At 33.3% G+C, this 25,006-nt stretch carries 16 protein-coding genes; 13 read left to right on the plus strand and 3 right to left on the minus strand.

The window, feature by feature from the left end; all coding sequences use genetic code 11:
• Positions 1-5: 5 nt before the first annotated feature.
• Positions 6-1,085: a CDP-glycerol glycerophosphotransferase family protein gene (locus tag HM986_RS00380; protein ID WP_179333106.1), complete on the plus strand. Its 1,080-nt coding sequence runs from the start codon at positions 6-8 to the stop codon at positions 1,083-1,085.
• On the opposite strand, the gene HM986_RS00385 is transcribed toward HM986_RS00380, so the two are convergent.
• Positions 1,075-1,911 (minus strand): glycosyltransferase family 2 protein, encoded by an 837-nt coding sequence (locus HM986_RS00385; protein ID WP_179333107.1) that lies wholly within the window; start codon positions 1,909-1,911, stop codon positions 1,075-1,077. The genes HM986_RS00380 and HM986_RS00385 overlap by 11 nt on opposite strands.
• A 40-nt stretch (positions 1,912-1,951) precedes the next feature.
• Here HM986_RS00385 and HM986_RS00390 point away from each other — a divergent pair, with 40 nt between their 5' ends.
• Entirely contained in the window at positions 1,952-2,716 is a 765-nt protein-coding gene (locus HM986_RS00390) for a glycosyltransferase family 2 protein (protein WP_179333108.1), read from the plus strand.
• On the opposite strand, the gene HM986_RS00395 is transcribed toward HM986_RS00390, so the two are convergent.
• Entirely contained in the window at positions 2,717-3,478 is a 762-nt protein-coding gene (locus HM986_RS00395; protein ID WP_179333109.1) for a lipopolysaccharide kinase InaA family protein, read from the minus strand.
• Positions 3,479-3,664: 186 nt separating this feature from the next.
• Between HM986_RS00395 and HM986_RS00400 the strand changes: the two genes are divergently transcribed.
• From HM986_RS00400 to HM986_RS00420, 5 genes are all read left to right on the plus strand, one after another.
• A complete protein-coding gene (locus HM986_RS00400) occupies positions 3,665-4,864 on the plus strand; it encodes a UDP-N-acetylglucosamine 4,6-dehydratase (protein ID WP_179333110.1) in 1,200 nt (399 codons plus the stop codon).
• A 3-nt stretch (positions 4,865-4,867) separates the two neighbouring features.
• Positions 4,868-5,572, plus strand: coding sequence for a nucleotidyltransferase family protein (locus HM986_RS00405; RefSeq protein ID WP_179333111.1), 705 nt, complete (start codon positions 4,868-4,870; stop codon positions 5,570-5,572).
• 173 nt (positions 5,573-5,745) lie between these two features.
• Positions 5,746-7,170, plus strand: coding sequence for a CCA tRNA nucleotidyltransferase (locus tag HM986_RS00410; RefSeq protein WP_179333112.1), 1,425 nt, complete (start codon positions 5,746-5,748; stop codon positions 7,168-7,170).
• Between the two features lie 78 nt (positions 7,171-7,248).
• Positions 7,249-8,274, plus strand: coding sequence for a COX15/CtaA family protein (locus HM986_RS00415; RefSeq protein WP_179333113.1), 1,026 nt, complete (start codon positions 7,249-7,251; stop codon positions 8,272-8,274).
• 24 nt (positions 8,275-8,298) lie between these two features.
• Complete coding sequence (locus HM986_RS00420) at positions 8,299-8,817, plus strand: IS1096 element passenger TnpR family protein (protein WP_179333114.1); 519 nt, start codon at positions 8,299-8,301, stop codon at positions 8,815-8,817.
• On the opposite strand, the gene HM986_RS00425 is transcribed toward HM986_RS00420, so the two are convergent.
• A complete protein-coding gene (locus HM986_RS00425; protein ID WP_179333115.1) occupies positions 8,814-9,878 on the minus strand; it encodes a hypothetical protein in 1,065 nt (354 codons plus the stop codon). The genes HM986_RS00420 and HM986_RS00425 overlap by 4 nt on opposite strands.
• 211 nt (positions 9,879-10,089) lie before the next feature.
• Here HM986_RS00425 and HM986_RS00430 point away from each other — a divergent pair, with 211 nt between their 5' ends.
• The 6 genes from HM986_RS00430 to HM986_RS00455 all read left to right on the plus strand — a co-directional run bounded on the left by HM986_RS00430 (position 10,090) and on the right by HM986_RS00455 (position 25,005).
• Positions 10,090-10,986 (plus strand): ABC transporter ATP-binding protein, encoded by an 897-nt coding sequence (locus HM986_RS00430; protein WP_179333116.1) that lies wholly within the window; start codon positions 10,090-10,092, stop codon positions 10,984-10,986.
• A gap of 58 nt (positions 10,987-11,044) precedes the next feature.
• Positions 11,045-11,872, plus strand: coding sequence for an ABC transporter permease (locus HM986_RS00435; protein WP_179333117.1), 828 nt, complete (start codon positions 11,045-11,047; stop codon positions 11,870-11,872).
• 107 nt (positions 11,873-11,979) lie between these two features.
• On the plus strand, positions 11,980-15,417 hold the full coding sequence (locus HM986_RS00440) for a T9SS type B sorting domain-containing protein (RefSeq protein WP_179333118.1): 3,438 nt from the start codon (positions 11,980-11,982) through the stop codon (positions 15,415-15,417).
• A complete protein-coding gene (locus HM986_RS00445; RefSeq protein ID WP_179333119.1) occupies positions 15,414-17,876 on the plus strand; it encodes a T9SS type B sorting domain-containing protein in 2,463 nt (820 codons plus the stop codon). Before HM986_RS00440 ends, HM986_RS00445 begins: the two co-directional genes overlap by 4 nt.
• 38 nt (positions 17,877-17,914) lie before the next feature.
• A complete protein-coding gene (locus HM986_RS00450; RefSeq protein WP_218841372.1) occupies positions 17,915-19,696 on the plus strand; it encodes a T9SS type B sorting domain-containing protein in 1,782 nt (593 codons plus the stop codon).
• Between the two features lie 467 nt (positions 19,697-20,163).
• Positions 20,164-25,005: a T9SS type B sorting domain-containing protein gene (locus tag HM986_RS00455; protein ID WP_179333120.1), complete on the plus strand. Its 4,842-nt coding sequence runs from the start codon at positions 20,164-20,166 to the stop codon at positions 25,003-25,005.
• Position 25,006 lies beyond the last annotated feature (1 nt).

Raw genomic sequence — 25,006 nt, forward strand, 5'->3', positions numbered from 1 at the left:
CAAGCATGCCATATAAATTCTTAATATACATTTCTTACAGCTATGCTTTACCTATAGGCAATCCTTTGGAAAAAGAAATCTCAAGTAGAGGAGATATTGTGATGTGGTTTAGTGATCTTAACGATGGTAAAGTAGCGCTAGAAGATAAAACTAATGTTTTAGACACTATACAAGATGTTGTAGACTTTAAACCAGATATTGTTTTAACAGCAACCAATGATGTTCCAGACTTTATTACGGGACTAAAAGTCCAAATATTTCATGGTTTTTTAGCTCAAAAAAGACCATCAAAAAAACATATTTTTAGCGAATTCAGAATTCGCGGTTTCTTTGATTTATATTGTACTCAAGGCCCAAGTACCACATCTATTTTCAAGCAATTAGAGAAAAAGCATAAACACTTTAAAGTTGTTGAAACAGGCTGGAGTAAGGTTGATCCTCTTTTCCCAATAAAAAATCACCAATCAAATAACAAACCAAAAATATTAATAGCTTCTACGTTTACAGAAAGGCTGAGCCTCGCTTTTGATGATACCGTGTTTAATGAAATTAAAAAATTATCTCAAACAGGTAAATACGAATTCGATCTGGTATTACACCCTAAAATACCTGATAGCATTATAAACAATTGGAAATCACTGGAGAATGAGAATTTCACGTATCATGATACAACCAACCTAATTCCTATATTCCAACATTCTGATATTTTATTCGCAGACACCACTTCTGCTATTCAAGAGTTTTTATTACAAAAGAAACCTGTAGTTAGTTTTAAGCATACATTTAATCATGATTATTTAATTCATGTAAACGAAGCTGCTAACATTGAAGAACGTTTTGATTATGCTCTAACTTATCCAGAAGAGTTAATTAAAAAAATAGGACCTTTCATTAATGAGTTACACCCATATGATGATGGTCAATCAAGTAAGCGTATTGTAGATTTAGCTATATCTTATTTACACGAAGACAAAAGTCATTTAAAAAATAAACCTCTCAATTTAATTCGCAAATATAAAATCAGAAAACGTTTGGGCTATTTTACATTGAAGAGTTACTCTAAGCCTTTTACTATTAAGAAATAGTTTCATCCTTTTTAATACCGAACTGGGTATAAGTGGATTTCTGTTGCTTCGTATGTTGTCTAATCTGTTTATTTTGTTTCAAGATATCCTCGTTTTTATACGGTCGTTCATGATGCAAATGAACACAAATGGCACTATAACGAATCTGTAAAAACGCAACACCGTTATACATCATTCGCTCACCTACTTCCCTATCCTCTCCTCCATATTTCATACGCTGATCAAAACCATTAACGGCTAGAATATCACTTTTCCAACACGATACATTCATGCCGTCAAAAGTGGCTTTTGTTGGTGTTACAAAATTCAAAAACTTAGCTTTTGCATCTGATTTTGTCAGCTTATTCATTTTAAAAGTTTTTGGCTGACCTTCAGCAATAAGCCAATCCTTTTCAAAGCATTTTTGTGCACTGATAACTTGAGCATTCATTTTATTTGAAACTTCGTCTGTTAGTTTAAAGTATCCTCCAGAAAGCGCATGTTGTAATCGTCTTAATTTTAAATGCGTTTCAACAAAATCATTACGCGCAATACAATCTCCATCTGTAAATATTAAATAGTCAGCGTTTGAAGCCAAAATGGCTTTGTTTAAAATTTTTGTTTTCTGAAAACCATCATCTTCTTGCCAAACGTGTATCACTTTCAAATCTGAATGCTCAGAAAATTGATCTATAACAGCTTTGGTTTTTTCGTCAGAACCATCATCTGCAATAATAATTTCAAAATCTCTGGTGGTTTGGATATCAAAACTGAGCAACACCAGTTTAAGCCATTCGGATTTATTATAGGTGCTTACAATTATTGTTGCTTGTAGATTAGATTGCATTTAGCAAAAATACTATTTTTACAGCATTGAAATCAACAACATGATAAAACTGTCTGGAGTCATTATCACTTTTAATGAAGAACGCAACATTGAACAATGTTTGAAATCTTTAGTTGATGTGGTAGACGAAATTATTGTTGTAGATTCCTTTTCTACAGACAACACAAAAGCCATCTGTAAAGCATTTAACGTCACATTTATTGAGCAAGAATTCTTAGGTTATATAGAACAAAAGAATTTTGCATTATCACAAGCAAGCTTTAACCATATTGTTTCATTAGATGGCGATGAGGCTTTATCTGAAACCCTGCAGCAATCCATAATCAATCTAAAATCGAATTGGAAATTTGATGGGTATTATGCCAATCGTTTCAATAACTTTTGTGGGCAATGGATTAAACATTCCGATTGGTATCCAAATAAGAAATTACGCATTTTTGATAGACGATGTGCAGAATGGAAAGGTATTAATCCACACGATAATGTGCAATTACACGATGCTAAAGCAAAGTTTGGACATTTAAAAGGTGATATCTTACATAAAACCTACCAAACCTATTCTGAGTTTAATCAAAAGACAGAATATTTTTCAACTATTGCGGCAAAAGCGTATTTCGATTCGGGAAAAAAAAGTTCTCTATTGAAAATTATTTGGAACCCTACATGGGCCTTTTTTAAATCCTATTTTTTAAGATTTGGATTTTTAGATGGGCTTAATGGCTTTGTAATTTGTGTACAAACGGCAAATATTACGTTTTTAAAATATTCGAAATTAAGAGAACTAGAAAAAATCAATAGACCTTAATTACGTTCTCCAAAATCTCAATTTCTTTTTTAAACGTTGTTTTTTATGATGCTTAGCCTGAAAAGCTTCTGTTGCCTCCCACATTAAATTTACAATTTTATCATAATCTTCTCCCGAAACTTTCGCATACTCATCACTCATAACATCTACCATAGATTTATGAATGGTTAATCTGTCGAAGTTTTTTATACGATCTTCAAAGTTCATGTGTTTAAATTCCATACGATTCAAATCCACTAAAAAGAACTCATAACCATCATCTACCTTTTTTATTAAAGTGTTTCCTGGAGAGTGATCTAAGAATTTAATTCCTTTCTCATGCAATTGAAATGTAAATCGTGTAAAGGCTCTTAAAATAGCCTCATAATCTGGGTAATTAAAATCGTGAGTAAGTTCTCTATAAGTCAAATCGCAATCGACCTGTTCTGATAAATAGTAGCTTTTTTTAAATAAAAAAAATGATTTAAACTCGTAATAAGCAATCGGTTGTGGTGTACCAATCCCTCGTTTAATAAGCTCTAACCCGTATTCATAGGAACGCTGCGCCTTACTTTTTCTAAAAAACGAATATGCTATTTGATTAACAACGTTAGGAACCTTGAACGATTTTATATTCACCTGAAAATCCTTCAACTTAAAGAGTCTCAGAGAATTCCGCTTTTGATTACCAAAAGGTGTGCCTTCAGTTTCAAAATTTTGAATAAAATAATCCAATTTCTCTTGCGAATCCTTGTATTCAGTTCTAATTCTAAACGTTTTCATTTAGCAAAATTACAATTTTTAATAATCTTTGGTGTGAATATTTTTATCATAATAAAAGTAAAGAAATAAATGCAACAATTTTAAAACATAATTGCTAAACCCTATATTTACAGAGCTAAGAATCGTGTTTTTTATTTAGAATGATAGAACATTAGTAGCACTAATTACACTATGAACCACAAAAAAATGGACAAACAAAATATATTAAATCTCATTGGTAGAGAAAACGAATTGTTTGAACGCGATTTAAAGACACATCATGGTGAACTTAACACTATCGTGGCGTCTTCAAGATTTCTAATTTTAGGTGGAGCAGGCACAATTGGCCAAGCCGTAACTAAAGAAATTTTTAAACGTCATCCTAAAAAACTGCATGTCGTTGATATAAGTGAAAATAACTTAGTCGAATTAGTGAGAGATATCAGAAGCTCTTTTGGATATATCGCTGGTGATTTTAAAACGTTTGCTTTAGATATTGGCTCTATGGCATATGATGCGTTTATTGCTTCAGACGGTAATTATGATTATGTACTAAATCTTTCAGCATTAAAACACGTACGAAGTGAAGAAGACGCTTTTACATTAATGCGAATGATTGATGTCAATATTTTTAATACTAACAAAACCATTCAACAATCTATAGATAATGGTGTCAAAAAATATTTTTGCGTGTCTACAGATAAGGCTGCAGACCCTGTGAATATGATGGGAGCTTCTAAGCGCATTATGGAACTTTTTTTAATGCAAAAAAGTAAAGACATCACTATTTCTACAGCGCGCTTTGCTAACGTAGCATTTTCCGATGGGTCTTTATTATATGGTTTTGAGCAACGAATGAAAAAACAACAACCTATTGCGGCTCCAAACGATATTAAAAGATATTTTATAACACCAAAAGAATCTGGAGAACTCTGTTTAATGTCCTGTGTTTTTGGCGAGAATAATGATATATTTTTCCCACAACTGAATGAACAGTTACATTCAACCAGTTTCGCTGAAGTTGCTATAAAATACATTACAGCACTTGGTTACGAACCTTATTTGTGTGACAACGAAAATGAAGCAAGGCAATTAGCAAAAACCCTTCCTCAATCTGGAAAATGGCCGTATTTATTGACTAAAAGTGATACGACAGGAGAAAAAGAATCTGAAGAATTCTATACAGCACATGAAACTTTAGACCTTAATCGTTTTAAGACGCTTGGTATAATTAAAAATGAATTAAACATTGATAGTGGCTATAAACTCAAACTTTTTTCTGAGTCTCTAAATAAACTTAAAGCAAATAAATCTTGGACAAAGGCAGATATAACCCAATTATTTCATAAAATATTACCGAACTTTAACCACAAAGAGACTGGTAAATATTTAGATCATAAAATGTAATTGATGCATAACAAAATAGATGTTGTAATCATGGCTGGTGGGAAAGGTGAACGCTTAATGCCATTAACCAAAAACACTCCAAAACCCCTTTTAAAAATAGGTAACAAACCAATAATTGAATACAGCACAGATCGTTTAGCATCTTACGGAATAAAACATATAAACATTTCTACCAATTATTTAAGTCATCAAATTGTCTCCTATTTTGAAGAAAACAACGAGCATCAAATTGATTTTAATTTCATTAAAGAATCAAAGTCTTTAGGGACTATTGGTGCTTTAAAACTTATAGAGCACTTTAACAATGATTATATATTAGTGATGAATGCAGATTTACTCACTAATGTAAATTTCGAATCCATTTTTAATGATTTTATTTCAAAAAAAGGTGATGCTTTAATTGCAACAATACCTTCTAAAGTCAATATTCCACATGGAGTTGTTGAAACGAAAGCCGGTTTTGTTACCGATTTAAAAGAAAAACCGTCTTACACTTATTATTCTAATGCTGGTATTTATATCTTTAAAAAGGAATGTTTCGAGTTTATTCCCGAAAACAACTTTTTTGATGCCACAGATTTAATTGAAATCTTATTGGCTAAGCGGAAAAAAATTGTCAATTACCCTATTTTAAATTATTGGTTAGACATTGGAAAACCTGAAGATTTTGAAAAAGCACAACAAGACATTAAACATTTAAAGTTTTAGTTCATTACTTTTTTCTGAAACCCTATTTCGTCTCTAAAACTTAAATTAATTTCTATACCCTAAAAAGGGCAATATTCATTTTAAAAGATTAGTCGCGTGTCGTATCTTTGCACAGCTAAAAATACAGTTACTTTTTAATTCATTTATAGAGCATCTGTAGTTTCAATTATCTTATGAATCACAAACAAGGATTAAAACACTCTATTTTTAAATATATCACTCAATCTGCTGAAGAACTGCAAGTAGAAAGTTACGTTATTGGCGGCTTTGTACGTGACTATTTTTTAGAACGCGGAAATGCAAAAGATATTGATGTAGTTGCTGTTGGAAGTGGTATTGAATTAGCAAAACAAGTGGCAAAAAACTTACCAAACCAGCCTAAAGTTCAAGTTTTCAAAACTTACGGAACTGCCATGCTGCAATATAATGATATTGAAATTGAATTTGTTGGTGCTCGAAAAGAAAGCTACAATGAAGACAGTAGAAATCCGGTGGTTGAAAACGGTACATTAGAAGACGATCAAAACCGTCGCGATTTTACCATTAACGCCTTAGCGTTAAGCTTGAATAAAAGTAATTTCGGTGAGCTTTTAGATCCATTTAATGGCCTTAGTGATTTAGACCAAGAGATTATTCGTACTCCTCTAGATCCTAATATTACGTATAGTGATGATCCGTTGCGCATGATGCGAGCGATTCGTTTTGCAACCCAATTAAATTTTAACATTGAAGAAGCATCTTTAAAAGCTATTACAGATAATAAAGAGCGTATAACGATTATTACTAAAGAGCGCATCGTTGTTGAACTCAACAAAATTTTAGAGAGCAAAACACCATCTATCGGGTTCATACATTTAGAAAAAACAGGACTGTTAGATTATATTTTACCAGAATTAACAGCCTTAAAGGGTATTGACGAAATTGAAGGTCAACGCCATAAAGATAATTTTTATCACACTTTAGAAGTCGTTGATAATATTGCCAAAACTACTGATAACCTTTGGTTACGTTGGGCCGCATTATTACATGATATCGGTAAAGCACCCACTAAAAAATTTCATAAAAAAATTGGGTGGACCTTCCATGCGCACGAATTTGTAGGCTCTAAAATGGTTTATAAACTTTTTAAACGTTTAAAAATGCCATTGAATGACAAAATGAAATTTGTTCAGAAAATGGTTTTTATGAGTTCACGACCAATTGTTTTGGCAACAGAAGTTACAGATGCTGCAGTGAGACGTTTGGTGTTTGATGCTGGCGATTATGTTGAAGATTTAATGACCCTTTGTGAAGCCGATATCACTACTAAGAATCCAAAAAAGTTTAAAAAATATCATAATAACTTTCAGAAAGTAAGAGATAAAATTGTTGAAGTTGAAGAACGAGACCAAGTTCGGAATTTTCAACCGCCAGTTTCTGGAGAGGAAATTATGGAAACTTTCAACTTAAAACCTTCAAGAGAAATCGGAATAATAAAGGAAGCAATTAAAGAAGCGATTCTAGAAGGTGAAATTCCTAACGATTACGAAGCAGCGTTTAAGTTGATGTTGGAGAAAGGCAAAAAACTAGGACTTGAAGCAGTAAGCAGTAAGCAGTAAGCAGTAAGCAGTAAGCAGTAAGCAGTAAGCAGTAAGCAGTAAGCAGTAAGCAGTAAAATAATTTTAATTTTTGTATTTATGGCTCATCAAACAAAAGAAAATAAAGCAGTCATCTATTGGCTACTTACAGGTTGCGCTTTAATTTTTATAATGGTCATCGTTGGTGGTATCACTAGACTGACACATTCTGGCTTATCGATTTCAAACTACAAATTAATTTCAGGAACAATTCCACCTATGAATGAGGTAGAATGGACTGAAGCGTTCGAACTTTACAAACAATATCCTGAGTATCAAAAACTTCATAATCACTTTGGTTTAGAAGAATTTAAAGACATCTATTTTTGGGAATGGATTCATAGAGTTATTGGCCGATTTATTGGTTTGGTTTTTATAATTCCTTTCATCTACTTTTTAATCAGAAAACGCCTTTCTGCATCGATTATAAAAAAATCAGTAGTGCTACTTGTTTTAGGAGGTTTTCAAGGGTTTTTAGGTTGGTACATGGTAAAATCTGGCTTAGTGGATGAGCCTAATGTGAGTCATTTTAGATTAGCAGCACATTTAACCACGGCTTTTCTAACCTTTGCTTACACCTTTTGGGTCGCTTTAGATTTAATGTTTCCAGACAAAAAAGTCATTGATAAAAAGTTCAGAAATTTTATTAGAATTGGACTAGCCATTCTTATCCTTCAAATTATATATGGAGCTTTTGTAGCTGGCTTAGATGCTGGATGGATTCATAACCATTGGCCACTAATGAGTGAAGGCAAATGGATTCACGAAACTGTTTATATCGAAAAGAATCCCATCTACCTAAATTTTTTAGAAGGTAAAAGTGGAGTTCAATTTGTGCACAGAACTCTAGCTTATATTGTGGTGATTTTTATACTCTCCATTTGGTATAAGGCTAACAGAATGACACTTACCATTTTTCAGAAAAAAGGAATTAACACCTTATTAGCAATGGTCGGTGTTCAATTTTTATTAGGAGTTTTTACGTTGCTATTAGCAGTTCCGGTATGGTTAGGTGTATTGCATCAGGTAGGCGCATTTATTTTGTTAAGTGCTATGACATTTACCTTACATCGCTTTACGAAATAATTAAAAAAGATTTAACTTTGCAGCATGATTTATAGATTTAGAATTATCCTTGATAACGACACCGAAGATGATGTGTTCCGCGATATAGAAATACGCGAAAGCGACACTATGGAAGATTTACACAATACTATCACGCAGTCTTTTGGGTTTGATGGTATGGAAATGGCTTCATTTTATATAAGCGATGAACAGTGGAATCAAGGTGAAGAAATCGCTATGATGGACATGAGCGAAGCTGGCAATGAAGTAAAGATGATGAACGAAACGGTTATCAACTCTATTATTCATGAAGCATCTACACGTCTCATCTATCTTTATGATTTTATGAACATGTGGACATTTTATGTCGAACTAGGTGAAATCGTTGAAGAAGCAGAAGGCACGGATTATCCAAACCTAATGTTTGTCCATGGTCAAATTCCTGATGAAGCTCCAGAAAAAACATTTGAAGCAGAGGAAGACGATGATGACTACAATGAGTTTGAAGACGACTTAGATATTGATGATTACAGTGATTTAGATTTCGATGAAAACTGGAATTAACTAAATCGCTTTAAATTAACATCCTCGTAATTACGCTTTACAAAATCGAGCGCATTCTTTAACACTTCACCCATATTTTTACTTTTCTTAAAGTTAATATCATGGGTGTAGTTGTAAATATCTTCCTTAAGTATTTCAATATGTTTAGGTGTAGATATTTCATCCGCTTCCATACAAGTTAATAAGGCCCTTAAACGCGAGCGATAACTAATCATTCGTTTAGCAACAATGGAGCGTTCTTCAATTTTATATTGATCTATCGATTCGTGTTGAATTTTTTCACGTACCAATTCTACCATTTTAAAGTTTTCTTTAAAAAACTGCGGTCTATAAATCTTTAGATTGCCTTCATAAGATTGTTGATCAAAGTCAATCGCTCTAATTTTAAAAACAACATGATCAAAATCGTGCGTGGGAACAATGACATAATTATAAGAACGCATATCACCCAAAAGTCTTATTAAACAGCGTTCATTAAATTTCACAAACTCTTTAGCTATTTGCGATTTTTCTGAAGAACTACAATCTGGTAACATATTCTTTATAAATTCATCGCCAGGAATACCAGCAATATGCTCTTCAATCAACGTATCTTTACATATTAAAAAATTTATTTGATATGGGGATAGCATCTGCTCTAATTCTAATCCGTAGACTCTTGAGGCATCAGCTGTTTTAACGTAAAAATGCGTAAAATTATCATTAAGAACGTTTCTCACTTTTATTCTGAAAGGTTTAGAGTTTCCGAACGTACAGAAATCAATGGCATCTACACTTAGGTATTTTAAGATGCTTGTGCCCCCATCTGAAATTAAACTTGAGTACACTTGTTTTAAACTTATATCAATTTCTTCGCGCTCAAACTCATTATAATATACACGTACCCAAAGCGTATCCACATCATCTTTGTCATAAACAACAACAGACCCCTGAAAGCGCAATAAATCAGAATAGAAAATAGGTAAGTCTATATTTCTTCTATATTTAGACAAATATGTATCTAATTTTTCAGAAATAGGATATGTTGGTTTTCGTTTTGATATTTTTAAATCCTCACTCATGTGCTAAATTTAAGGGTTTTAATATGAAAAATAAAAGTTACTTTTAAATTTGATTAAATTATCTTTCAAAGTTTTAGAAACGCATTAAATCAATTATTTTAATTCCTTATTTATTATAAATAAAAATCCGTGTAACAAAAAAACGTATCAGTCGTCTTATATATAACCAACTTTTGTTGAACTTGTGTCAGCATCTCAAAAATCAATCATTTTGGAGCCAATCCTTACTATCAATAATCTTACAAAGAAATTCGGTTATCTCACAGCCGTTAAAAACTTAAGCTTTACAATCAATAAAGGCAATGTCTACGGTATTTTAGGTCCTAATGGAAGTGGTAAATCTACAACTTTAGGTATCGTATTAAATGTGGTGAATAAAACTCAAGGCGATTTTCATTGGTTTGATGGTAACATCACAACGCATGATGCCCTAAAAAAAGTTGGGGCAATCATTGAGCGCCCAAACTTTTATCCATATATGACGGCTGAGCAAAATTTAAAATTAGTTTGCCGCATAAAAGGAGTGGATCACAATAAAATTAACGAAAAGCTTACTATCGTCGGATTGCTCGATAGAAAAGACCACAAGTTTAGAACCTATTCTTTAGGGATGAAACAACGTTTGGCTATCGCTTCTGCCCTACTTAATGATCCAGAAATTTTAATACTAGATGAACCTACGAACGGCTTAGATCCACAAGGCATCCATCAAATACGACAAATAATAAAAGATATTGCCGCGAATGGTACCACTATTCTTTTGGCGTCTCACCTTTTAGATGAAGTCGAAAAAGTATGTTCGCATGTGGTTGTACTACGTAAAGGAGAAAAACTATATGCAGGTCGTGTAGATGAGATGATTAATAGTTATGGTTTTTTCGAATTAAAATCCGAAAAGCATCAAGAACTTATTGGCCTATTAGAGTTACATTCCAATATTGGTAAAATAAAAGTTGAAGGAGAATTGATCACCGCCTTCTTAAACGAACCAATGTCAGCTTCCGATTTTAATAAATTAATGTTTGAAAAAGGTATTTTGCTATCACACTTGGTAAAACGTAAAGAAAGCCTAGAAGAGCAATTCTTGCAACTAACAGACAACCAATAAATCAATCAAAAAAACAGCATAATTCTCATCATTTGAGAGTGCGCAAAACCAATCAAATATGTTACGTCTTGTAAAAATAGAATTTCAAAAACTGTGGCTGAATAAAGTAAGTTTAGTTTTAATATTTATATCCTTTATATTACCTTTTACAGTACTTATTTTATCATCCATTAAAATAAATTTCTTCGGCTTTTTTACACTCGAATTGAGTGAATTAGGTATATTTAACTTCCCAATCATTTGGCATATTACCACGTTTTTCGCATCCTATTTTAAGTTCTTTTTTGCTATTGTTGTCGTTAGTATGATCGGTAATGAATACAGCAATAAAACCCTAAAACAAAACCTTATTGATGGTTTGAGCAAGAAGGAATTTGTGCTTTCTAAATTCTATACGATTGTATTTTTCTCATTATGTGCTACTTTACTAATTGGAATTGCAACATTTGTAATAGGAATGTACTATTCAAGTTATACTGATACTACAATTATTTTCAGAGAAGTTGAATTTTTACTCGCCTACTTTGTAAAACTTATCGGTTTCTTTAGTCTATGTCTACTTTTTGGAGTGTTGGTAAAACGTTCTGCATTTGCTTTAGCGTTCTTGGTGGTTCTTTACATCGTGGAGTGGTTAATATTTTGGGCAACAGTCTATGTATCCGGAACTGTAGAAACAGCATTTAAGGTCAAAGGTTTTTTACCTCTAGAATCCATGTACAACCTTATCAATCAACCGATGCAACGGATTATAATGACTAAATTCCCTGATAAAACCGATATCATGTACGATTACGCAGTACATTGGTACGAAATTGCTATCGTTTTAGGTTGGACGGCATTATTTGTCTTTTTATCTTATCAATTATTAAAAAAGAGAGATTTATAATAGATTTGTAAAAATTGCTTTACAATCATACAATGTTAAAAGTTAGGATTTTTTACGTTCTAGTTATTATCTTGTATGCCTAATGTGATTTACCACATTAAGCTTCCATGAAAAGAGTCTTTTTAACTTTATTAATAGTATTAACCAGCACCCATTTTTATGCACAAAATGAAGCTTCATTTTGGTATTTTGGGCAAAACTCAGGACTGCAATTTAATGCTGAAACAGGAGCTGTTACCGCCATAACCAATGGTCAGATAAATACTTTAGAAGGCTGTACTTCAATTGCTGATTCTGATGGGAATTTATTGTTTTATTCCGACGGAAGAACCGTTTGGAATAGAAATCACCAAATTATGGCTAATGGAAATTACTTTGCAGGCACAGGGCTTTTAGGAGATCCATCTAGCACTTCCTCTGGCCTTATTGTTCCTAAACCTGAAGATCCAGACAAGTATTATCTTTTTACTGTTGATGAACCTCATCATAATAACGCCAGTACATACCCTAACCCATATACAGAAACTTATGAAGGTGGTGGATCAGTTCCATACCAAGATGACGGTTTTAATAATGGTTTTAACTATTCATTAATAGATATGACTTTAAATGCGGGGTTAGGCGATGTCGATTCCGAAGAAAAAAACATCCATTTAGTAACCTATGATGCATCTAGTCCATTAGAAATACAATATAAGAGTTCAGAAAAAATTACGGCTGTACGTGCTGAAGACTGTACTTCGTTTTGGGTAATTACACATTTGGGCAATAAATTTTACTCCTTTAGAATTGGTGTCGATGGTGTACAATCTACCCCTATTATCTCAGAAATTGGTCCTTATATTCCTATCGAAGGCTACAGGCGTAATTCTTTAGGTTATATTAAATCCTCCCCGGATGGTTCTAAACTAGTTGCCGCCAACTATGGCGAAGCTACAATAACAGGCGGCAATGCACCTGGCAACATTTTTTTATACGATTTTAATAATGAAACCGGAACGTTAACCAACCCTTTAGAACTTTACAGCTCGCAAAACGGAAATAGTCCATATGGCGTAGAATTCTCTGCTGAAAGTAGAAAAGTATACGCTACGATGAGCGAAGGCGGATCTGGAAATGGCACTAGCCATATATTACAATGGGACCTAGAAAGTAGTGATATTCCAAATTCAATTCAAATAATCCATTCCTCTAACGATGTCTCTGCTGGTGCATTGCAATTAGGTATCGATCGACGTATTTATAGAGCAAATCTAAGTTATAATGGCAACCCCACAATTTCAAAATATTTAGGTATCATTAATAATCCTGAAGCTGATGGATCGGCAGCCAACTATAACGAGCGCGGTATATTACTGGATGTTAATGGTTCGAATCAAAATACTAGTACAATTGGATTACCGCCTTTTATTCAATCGTTATTTAATTCTGAAACTGACATTATTAGAAATGGTATTAGTACCACCGAATTAAAATTATGTACTAACGACACCTACACATTACAAGCAGATGATATCATTGGTGCAGATTACGTGTGGTCTTTTGATGGAGTACCTTTAACTGAAACTTCATCTCAATTAAGCGTAGACACTCCTGGTTTTTATGAAGTTTATATTGAACAGAATAATGGAGAATGCCCCATAACTGGTAATGCCGTTGTTGGTGTTTTTGAAATCCCCGTAGCACATCCTCTTTTAGATGTTAACGTTTGTGATATTGGGGATAACGATGGATTTACAAGCTTCGATTTTACGACTAAAAATTCTGAAGCGTTATTAACTCAAAATACTTTAGAGTACAATGTAAGTTATTATGACACACTAGAAGATGCCAATTCTGGGGACAATCAATTAACATTTCCTTACACCAATATGTCTAATCCACAAACCATATTTGTCCGTGTAGATAACGCAAGCAACACCAATTGTTTTGCTGTCAATTCTTTTGATATTGAAGTATTTAACACTCCTCAAATTCCAATATTAAACACAATTGAGTTTTGTGATAATCTCGGTAATGTTATGGACGGTATTGCCACAATAGCACTTGGAGATATCATTCCAACGCTTAGGGACGCTCAACCGGAAACAGATCTTAATATCACATTCCATGGTTCACAAGATGATGCAGATACAAACACCAGCGCATTGCCACTTAATTACACGAACACAAACGCAATTAACGACACTATTTTTGTTAGAGCTGAAAACACGTTAAACACTGATTGCTTTAATACAGCTTCTTTTAATGTGGTAATTAATCCTATCCCTGTGGCCAATGATATTACAATTATTCAATGTGATGAAGATGGTATCCCTGAAGGTTTCACTATTTTTAATTTGAAAGAAAGTATCGGCGAGATTACAGATAACGCCTTAAATACAAGTATTGATTTTTACACCTCTCGAACTGATGCTGAAAATGAAGAAAACTCGATTAATGCGGATGCCTTTTACAATTACTTCAGCCCTCAAACCGTATATGCAAGAGTCACAAACTCAAGTTCTGACTGTGCCAACATTAGTGAAATTACTTTAGAAATTAGTACCACCTCTTCAAACAACGCAAGTTTATCGTTATGCGATATAGATGGTAGCGAAGATGGATTTATGACATTTAATCTTACCGATGCTAACGCTACAGTTTTAGCCAACTCTCCTGTAGGATTAGATGTAGTGTATTATGAAACCTATGATGATGCCTTATTAGAAACTAATGCTATCAGTACAACATATACCAATACCATACCTTACCAACACACTATTTATGCACGAGTAGAAAATGCCAGTGCTTGTTATGGTATAAGTCAAATATCCTTAACTGTTTTAAAATTACCACATATTGAAACTGAATTTGAAACATTCTATTGTTTGAATTTCTTCCCAGAACCAATTATGCTAGATGGAGGTGTTGTAAATGACTCTGCCAGTAACTACTATTACAGTTGGTCTACAGGAGAAAACACATCTGCAATTGAAATAAATACACCAGGAACTTACAGTGTTAGAGTTACGAACACAAATGGCTGTTTTAAAGATAGAACGATTACTGTATTGGCATCTAATATAGCATCCATTACGCAGATTGAGGTGATAGATGCATCTCAAAACAATTCTATTTCGATAATGGTTGATGGCGAAGGAATTTACGAATATGCTATCGATGATATCGATGGTCCTTACCAAGATAGTCAAACCTTCAACCCTATTCAACCAGGATTTTATACCGTTTATGTTCGTGATAAAAATAATTGTGGTATTGCAGAAGATTCAGTTTCTGTCATAGGCTTCCCTAAATTTTTCACACCAAACAATGATACCAAAAACGATTTTTGGCAAGTTTATGGTATTACTAATAATTTTCAAGCAAATGCTTCTATATTTATTTTTGATAGATATGGTAAACTTTTAAAAGAACTCGACCCTTTAAGTCCAGGTTGGGATGGCACCTTTAATGGCAAAAAAATGCCAACAAGCGACTATTGGTTTAAAGTTACCTTAGAAGACGGACGTACATTTACAAATCACTTTACCTTAAAACGATGACGAATTCCCCTAATTTTATAAAAAAAGCTCTAATATTAATTGGTTGCTTTTTTTGTAGTACTTTAATTTATGCTCAACAACCTAATGATTGCCAATTCGCCGTAACGGTTTGTGGTAATTCCGATTTTAGTTTAGATGTCAGTGGTGTTGGTACGCAAGAGCTAAATAATTCTAATACCTGTGGAAGCCAAGAAAACAATAGTATTTGGTTAGAAGTTAACATAGCTACCGACGGAACACTCGCATTTACCCTAACTCCAAGCAGTAATAATATTAGTGAAGATTATGACTTCTTCATTTTTGGACCTAATGTAAGCTGCGGTAATATTGGACAAGCCATTAGATGCTCCACGACAAATCCTGCAGCTGCTAATCAAGGAAATAATAGAACAGGATTAAACTCCTCGTCAACAGAAACAGCTGATGGCCCTGGTGCCAGCGGTGATAGTTTTGTAAGCGCCATAGATGTCTTAGCTGGCGAAAGTTATTATATAGTTATTGATAGACCTATTGGTAACAGTCCGTTTTCATTAGAATGGACTGGCACAGCTACTTTTCCTGAAGCACCATCAAATCCTTTGATCAATGACACAACATCAATCAGTTTACCTAATATTGAGGTTTGTGATTCTATTGCCCCTTATGATGATAATATCACAGAATTTGACCTCAACACTTTAACTCAAGATATAATCAATGGTGAATCAGATGTTATGGTTACCTATCACAACTCTGAAAGTGATGCAAACATTAATGTAAACGCCTTAGGTAATATTTTTAATAACGCAACGGCTAATGAAATTATATATGTTAGAGTAGAAAACTTAACATCGGGCTGTTATATTTTGAATAATTTTGAAATTAATGTCTCGACACTTACCAATTTTAATACTGCGACAGATTATAATATTTGCGATGATGATTTAGATGGGGATGATCAAAACGGTATTTCAACTTTTGATTTTAATGTGAAGTCACAAGAAATTATCGACGGAATTGCAGGTACCAATTATGATATTAGCTATTACTTAAATCAAGCAGACGCCGAAACATCCACTTCTTCATTACCTTTAAACTATAGAAATGCGGCACCTACACCAAATGAAATATTTGTTAGGATTGAAGATTTAGATTCAGGATGTATTGGTTTTACATCGTTTAATATAAATGTGGATCCTATACCAGTAGCTAATAATGTAGCACTTTTACAATGTGATGAAGATGGTATTCCGGAAGGTTTTACAACATTCAACATCACTCAAGCATCTGACGAAATTACAGAAGGAAATCCGAACTCGACTATAGAGTATTACCTATCTCAGATTGATGCAGAGAATCAAGAAAATGCTATTGATGGTAATTCTTTTGATAATTTTTTCAATCCACAAATTATATATACCAGAGTCACTAATACAAGTAGTAACTGTATTAACTTTAGTGAAATTTCTCTAGAAGTTAGCACAACAGCAACTAACAATGCTAGTATTCAGTTATGCGATACAGATGGCATAGAAGATGGTATTATGGAGTTTAATCTTAGCACTGTAGATGACACTATTTTCCCTAATTCTATTGATGATTTTATTTTAACGTATTATGAAACTTATGAAGATGCCTTACTAGAAAGCAATGCACTTTCAGACTTATTTACAAATACTGTCGCCTATAATCAAACCATATATGGACGTTTAGAAAACGCTAACGCATGTTATGGTATTAGCGAAATAGAACTTACTGTTTTTAAATTACCAAATATTGAAACCACATTTGAAACACAATATTGTCTGAACTTTTTCCCAGAAACAATAACCATTAATGGCGGACTCATCGATGATATCCCAAACAATTACTATTACGAATGGTCAACTGGTGAGGACACTTCTACTATTGAAGTTAATGCTCCAGGAACCTACAACGTAAGAGTCACAAATACAAATGGATGTTTTAAAGATAGATCTGTAACGGTTCTTGCGTCAAATATTGCTACAGTAACCAATATTGAAGTTGTAGATGCCACTCAAAATAATACCATCACTGTTTTTGTAAGTGGCGAAGGAGATTATGAATATGCGCTAGATGAAATTAATGGTCCTTACCAAAATGCTACGACTTTTGAAGATGTAGCGCCAGGACTTTACACTGTTTACATTAGAGATAAAAATAATTGTGGAGTCACAGACGCCTTAGTATCTGTGATTGGTTTCCCTAAATTCTTTACGCCAAATGCCGATGACAAAAATGATTATTGGCAAGTAAAGGGGATTTCTTCTCTTTTTCAATCCAATTCTTCCGTATTGATATTTGACCGTTATGGAAAACTAATAAAAGAACTCGATCCGCTTAGCGTGGGTTGGGATGGAACATTTAATGGAGAGCTAATGCCAAATAGTGATTATTGGTTTAAAGTTAAACTTCAAGATGGACGAACATTTACCAATCATTTTACCTTAAAACGGTAATTTTAAAAATTGTACTTTCGTTTGACCAATCTCGTAATTTGAAAAATCCTCATTACATATTATGTTTCTTCCTATTTAGCATAGTTCAACCTTTTTTTGCTCAAGATGTTTCATTATACCAACAATTTAATGGCAGATATGATTATACTGCTATTGGTAATACTATGAATATTACTGAAAATGGTAGTTTTGGCCCTTGTACTATTTTAACCTCATCATCAGCCAACTTATCGTTAAATAGCGATCAAAATGTAGTTGCTGCTTATTTATACTGGGCAGGTTCGCATACTGGAGATTTCAATATTTCATTAAACACTATAGATATCACGGCTGAACGTACATTTAGCGATGCTTTAGATGCTAACCGTGTTTTCTTTGCTGCATTTGCGGATGTGACGTCAATAATTTTAGATCAAGGCAGCACTAATTACACCGTCTCTAATTTTGATCTTACCACTGATATTGGTCCATACTGTTCTACAGGCACCAATTTTGGTGGCTGGGCAATAACTATTATTTATGAAGATAATAACCTACCTCTTAACCAACTTAATGTTTATGATGGTTTACAAAGTGTCCCTGATTTCCTAGATATTACACTCGATAATTTAAACGTATTAGATAATGAAAATGCGAAAATTGGTTTTATTGCTTGGGAAGGTGACAAATCTTTAGCCGTTAATGAGCAACTCACTATTAACGGAAGTGTTATTAGCAACCCACCCTTAAATCCTGCAAATAATGCCTTTAATGGTACTAATTCTTTTACTGGTGATTTTAATCTATACAATATGGATATTGATGTTTATAGCATTCAGAATAACATCAATATTGGAGATACCTCAGCTACGATCTCACTTACCTCTGGCCAAGATTTTGTAATGATAAATAATATTATTACCGTTTTAAATAGTCAACTACCAGATGCCACCATAACTGTTGACAATGATACTGTAAGCTGCGGAGATACTAGCATTCAATTATTTTATACCGTGTATAATTTAAATAGCACCGATGTTTTACCTGCCAATACACCAATTGCATTTTATAGTGATGGTATTTTTATTGATGCTGGTGCAACGGTTAATGATATTGCTATAAACGCCAGTGAAGAAAATTCAATTTACCTCACATTACCAAATAGTACAGACCCTAATATTACTATTGTAGCCATAGTAGATGATAATGGCACTATGACAGGTGTAGTTACAGAATCTAACGAAAACAATAATAGCGCATTTAAAACTATTGAATTACTAACGGTTTCCGAAATTACACCACTCCCTAACCTAATTGGCTGTAATGAGGGTTTAGAAATTTCGAGTTTTAACTTATTCGAAGCTCTTAACTCAATAAATTATAATGAGGAAGATATTACATTTTACTACGCATTAGATGACTTAAAAACGGATGATAATGCGATTATTATACCATCAGACTATAATAACACCCATAATCCTGAAACCATATTTGTTAAATTAAGACAAGATCCTTGTTATGAGATATTTCAATTTGATTTAACCGTTGAAAACTGTCCACCTTATATTCCTCAAGGATTCTCCCCTAATGATGACACAAAAAATGATTGGTTCAATATTCAAGGATTATATGATGTATTTACAGAACACGAATTACATATTTACAACCGCTATGGAGAGCTGATTTTTATTGGCCATAATGAAATGCCATGGTTGGGTAAAATAAACAGAGGACTTAACAATAAAGGCAATAAAGCCCCTGTGGGTACGTACTATTATATTTTAAATTTAAATGACCCAAATTATGAACCCTTTGTAGGTTGGGTATACATAAACTATTAAAATATGTCTTAATTTTTTCGAATTGTTAAAGTTTTAGCCCATTCGTCTTATTTTTTTGCAATTATGCATTAGTTCCTTTAATTTTATACCTGTTAGTGAAATTTATTTGCTAATTCCCTCCTCAATTTTATTAAATCCCTCAAAAACTTTTAATAGCTAATTACTGTCTATAAGTATATTTTAGACTAGAGCTATAAAGAAACTAAATAACTGACACTCAGATTAAGATATTTCTTACATAATTGTTAGAATTATTAAAAATCATAGGTGTAAGAATAATCTCTTTTCGCTGAATTTATCAGCTCAAAAGGCCATTTTTCGGCTCTAAACGTTAACATTTAGTGTAGTTCGACGTATTTTTTTGTATTTCATCTTATTTTAATATACTTTTCGACCTTATTAAATAATGTGTGTGCGTTGACTCCAAATCTACCTTACACTAATATAGTAAACCTTAACCGAAACTAATGACTTATTTAAACCGCTCCCTCTGCTTATTTATTGGATTAATTTCTAGTATATCCTTTTCACAACAAGTAACCGTAGATAATTCAGTTTCACCTCAAGACTTAATTCAAAACACATTAATCCAGGGTTGTGTAGAAGTTTCAAACATTAACTCTCTCTCAAATGGATCTTCAATTGGCATTGGCAGTTTTGGTTATTTTGAGCGTTCTAGTTCAAACTTCCCTTTCGAAAATGGAATTGTTTTAACCACAGGAAATGCATCTTCTGCTGGTAATGATCTAAACAATGCAATCTTAAACGACGGAGATGCAACATGGTTAACAGATAGCGATCTTGAATCTGCCTTAGGTATATCTGGTACGGTGAACGCAACATCTATAGAATTTGATTTTATATCCATTTCAAATCAGATACAATTTAATTACATCTTAGCATCAGAAGAATATTTTGGTAATTTCCCGTGTAATTATTCTGATGGTTTTGCTTTTTTAATTAGAGAAGCTGGCACCACGGACTCATATACCAATATTGCTTTAATACCTGGAACCACAACTCCGGTGAACACTAATACGGTTCATGATGAAATTGTAGGATTTTGTCCAGCTTCAAACGGAGAATACTTTGAAGGTTATAATCTTGGAGATACTAATTATAATGGAAGGACTACTGTTCTTTCTGCTACTGCCGCGATTCAACCAAATGTGCAATATCAAATAAAACTTGTTATTGCAGATCAAAATGATCAAAATTATGACTCTGCGGTCTTTATTGAAGGAAATAGCTTTAATGCCTCTGTAGATTTAGGAGAAGATTTCTCTACATGTGCTAGTAGCGTTGCGTTAGATGGAAACATAAACAATCCTAATGCCGTCTATTCTTGGTTTTTCAATGATACACAAATTCCTTCTGCTAATCAATCAAATTTAATAGCATTACAATCGGGTAACTACCGTGTAGAAGTACAATTGCCTCTTGCAGGAAATTCTTGCGTAATAGAAGATGCTATTGACGTGACTTTAAGTTCTACACAAACCTCCGATCCTATAACCGATTTTTCACTTTGTGATGACCTAATTGGTGATGGTTTAGAGATATTTGACTTATCGACTAAAGATGCCGAAGTAATAGCCTCTGTTCCTTCTTCAACATATACAATTTCTTACCACTATAATAATACAGATGCTATTAATAATAATAACCCTATTACAAGTCCTATTCAAAATACATCGAGTCCACAACCGATTCACGTAAGAATTGAGGACACCGTGAATGGCTGTTTAGCATTTTCAACCTTCAATTTAGTTGTAAATTCTTTACCAGTAATTTCTAACCCAACTCTTTTAGAGGTTTGTGATGATGGCTCTGCTAACGGAAGAGTAGCCATGGATATCAATGCCTATAAAGATTCTGAAATAACACTTTCGCAACCAAACCTTGTCGTCAGTTATCATGGTTCTGCATCAGATGCAGCTTCTGGCATCAATGCTTACCCGATGCCTTATACCAACACAAACTCTGCAGAAGTTTTATATGTAAGTGTTAAAAACACAGAAACTGGCTGTATTAGTACAACAATTTTAAACGTTAACATCATAGACAGTCCTACTATCAACACGGAAACGCATTATATTGATGCCTGTGATACGGATTTAGATGGTTATGCTAATTTTGATTTAACTACAATTATCCCTGAAGTTTTAGAAGGCTTAAATGGTGTAACAGTAACATTTCACACCTCTCCAGATGATGCACTTTCCGGATCAAACCCAATTGCAGACGAAACGAATTATGCAAATATTAATTCTGAAGAACAACTAGTATACATCAGAGTGGAAAACATAGGTTCTGGCTGTGCCTCAACAACACCTATAGAACTTCATACTAACCTATTATTAACAGCAACAAATATTAGAGATATTTCGGCATGTGATGTTGGTGATGATGACACAGAAGGGTTTGATTTTGAAAATATTGCTGTTGGTATTATCAATGAATTACCAGATGTTGAAGTCGTATTTTATGAATCGGAAATAGATAGAGACAATGGAAATAATGCCATTAATACTGCTGTATCTTATAATTCACAGAGCAACCCACAAACCATTTACATTTCTTTAGAAAGTCTAACTTGTACTGAAGTTGCAGAATTTGATTTGATATTGTACCCTATTATTCAATTTGATTCTGTTGTTAGTTTAACAGTTTGTGATGAAGATCAAGATGGTTTTACCACGACAAACTTATCGGCATTAAACGGTGATATTACCAATGGCGAAGAAGGTTTTGAAGTCACCTACTTCCCTACAGAACAAGATGCTATTGATAATACTAATGTATTACCTAATAATTATGAAAATGTAAGTAACCCATTTACATTATATCCTAGAATTACATTTTCTGAAACCGGTTGTTTTGATTACAACTCTTTTGAAGTTACAGTTTTACCAGCACCAGAAAGCGAAAAACCTTTAGATATCATAATTTGCGATGCTGATAGAGACGGCTTCTCCTTAATAAATTTAAATAATAGCATACCTAATTCTATTTTAGCAACTCCTAACAGAAGTGTAAGCTTTCATAATAGTTTAGCTGATGCGCGTTCTGATGAAAATGAAATTCAAGGTTTAACAAACTATTCCGCACAAACAGAAATTGTTTACATGCGTGTAGAAAATAGCACTACAGGCTGTTATGCTATTGAAGAATTAGACATTATTGTAAATGCCTTACCGTATGTTGGTGATTTATCTAACTACGTAGAACACTATACCTTTTGTGAAGATGTATCTGATGGTATTGGTCAGTTTATTTTTGAAAACAAAGACAGCGAAGCTTTAGACGGACAAACTGGTAAAGTGGTAAGCTATTACCGTACTTCAACTGACGCCGACAACAAAACTAATCCTATTGATAAGACAAGTACTTATGAAAACATTAGCAATCCACAACAAATCTATGTGAGAGTTGACAATACTACAGACGAGTCTTGCTACACTACCTCTTCATTTACAATTGAGGTTGGTACCAACCCAACCTACAACGAACCGACAAATTGGTTTGTTTGTGATGATATTTCAAATGATGGTTCTGAGCTTTTTGATTTTTCAAGTATAGCTGAAGAAGTAGCTGCTGGTATTCCAGATATTCAATCGGTAAAATTCTTTACTACAGAAAATGATGCTATAAATAATATAAATGAAATCCCGCTTCAATATGAAAACACCGTAAATCCACAACAGATTTTTGTGCAGATTGATAATGGAACAATCTGCCAGTCTATTACATCATTTGTAATTAATGTCATTAAAGTACCAGACGTAACGTTTGCAGCACCAATGATAGAATGTGATGATGATACAGATGGCACACTTGAATTTGATTTAACTGGTGCAGAATCGAACATTACGGATGTTAGACAAGAAAATATTCTTATTGAATATTATGCCACTTTTGAAGATTCTGAAGCAGAAATGAATCCAATTTCAAACCCTGAAAACTATACAAATATATCAAACCCTCAAACGGTTTATATGAAAGTGACCAATACAATTTCTAATTGCTACGCCTCGCTTCCAATAGAATTGATAGTAAACCAACCTCCTGTTATTCATGATTTTGAAGAGTATTCGATATGTGAGAATGATACCAACACTGTAGACTTAACTGATATTAATGAAATTGCTACGGATAATAGTTATAACGTTTTATATAGTTACTTCTCTAACGAAGCTGATGCTATAGCAAATATTAATGCGCTAGACACTAATTACACGTACCAGAGTAATTATGATACGTTGTTTTTGAGAACAGAGTATAGCACCACACATTGTTCTACATATTACGAATTTAATTTAAAAGTAGATGCCTTACCAATAGCTAACCAACCAAATGATTTAGAAGCGTGTGATGATGACTTTGATGGCATTTTAGAATTTGACTTAGCACAACAAAACGCTAGTATATTAGGAGGACAAAATTCTAATTTATTTACGCTAACGTATCATGATTCAGAACTTAAAGCGCAAGAAAATAATTCAGCTTTAGAAACGGATTATATGGCTTTTGATGGTGAAATTATTTATGCTCGTTTAGAAAACAGCAACACAGGATGTTATAGTATAACGTCATTCTCTGCTATTGTAAACCCTATTCCTGTAGTTGATATAGGAGATCAGGTTATTTGTTTAAACAATACACCTTTGCTTGTATCCGCCAATACTAATTATGCTAGCGATTCTTATTTATGGTCTACAGGAGAAACTACTCCAGAGATAGAGGTGACTGAAGTTGGTAATTATTGGGTAACTGTAACGTCTCAATTTGGTTGTGAAAACACAAATTATTTTGGTGTCACGGAATCGGAATCGGCAACGATAGAAACCACAGAAGTTGTAGATTTCTCAGATCCAAACAATATCACAGTGACAATAAGTGGCATTGGTAATTACCTTTATCAATTAGATGATTTTGATCCTCAAGAATCTAATGTGTTTCAGAATGTCGCAATGGGTTACCATACAGTGACAATAGTAGACTTAAATGGTTGTGCGAATGTTACTAAAGAAGTTTTAGTTGTGGATATTCCTAAGTTCTTTACACCAAATAATGATGGTGATTTTGACACATGGCATATTATAGGTATTGAGACATTACCAGGAACTGTTATTAATATTTTTGACCGCTATGGCAAACGCATTAAACAATTAACATCTAGCTCTCCGGGTTGGGATGGTTATTACAATGGTAAAATACTACCAACAAGTGACTTTTGGTTTACAGCTGAAATAAAACGTGGTGCTATTGCTTTTGAAGTTAAAGGTCATTTTACCTTAAAACATTAAT

It is taken from the genome of Winogradskyella costae (assembly GCF_013403865.1).
Lineage (GTDB): Bacteria > Bacteroidota > Bacteroidia > Flavobacteriales > Flavobacteriaceae > Winogradskyella > Winogradskyella costae.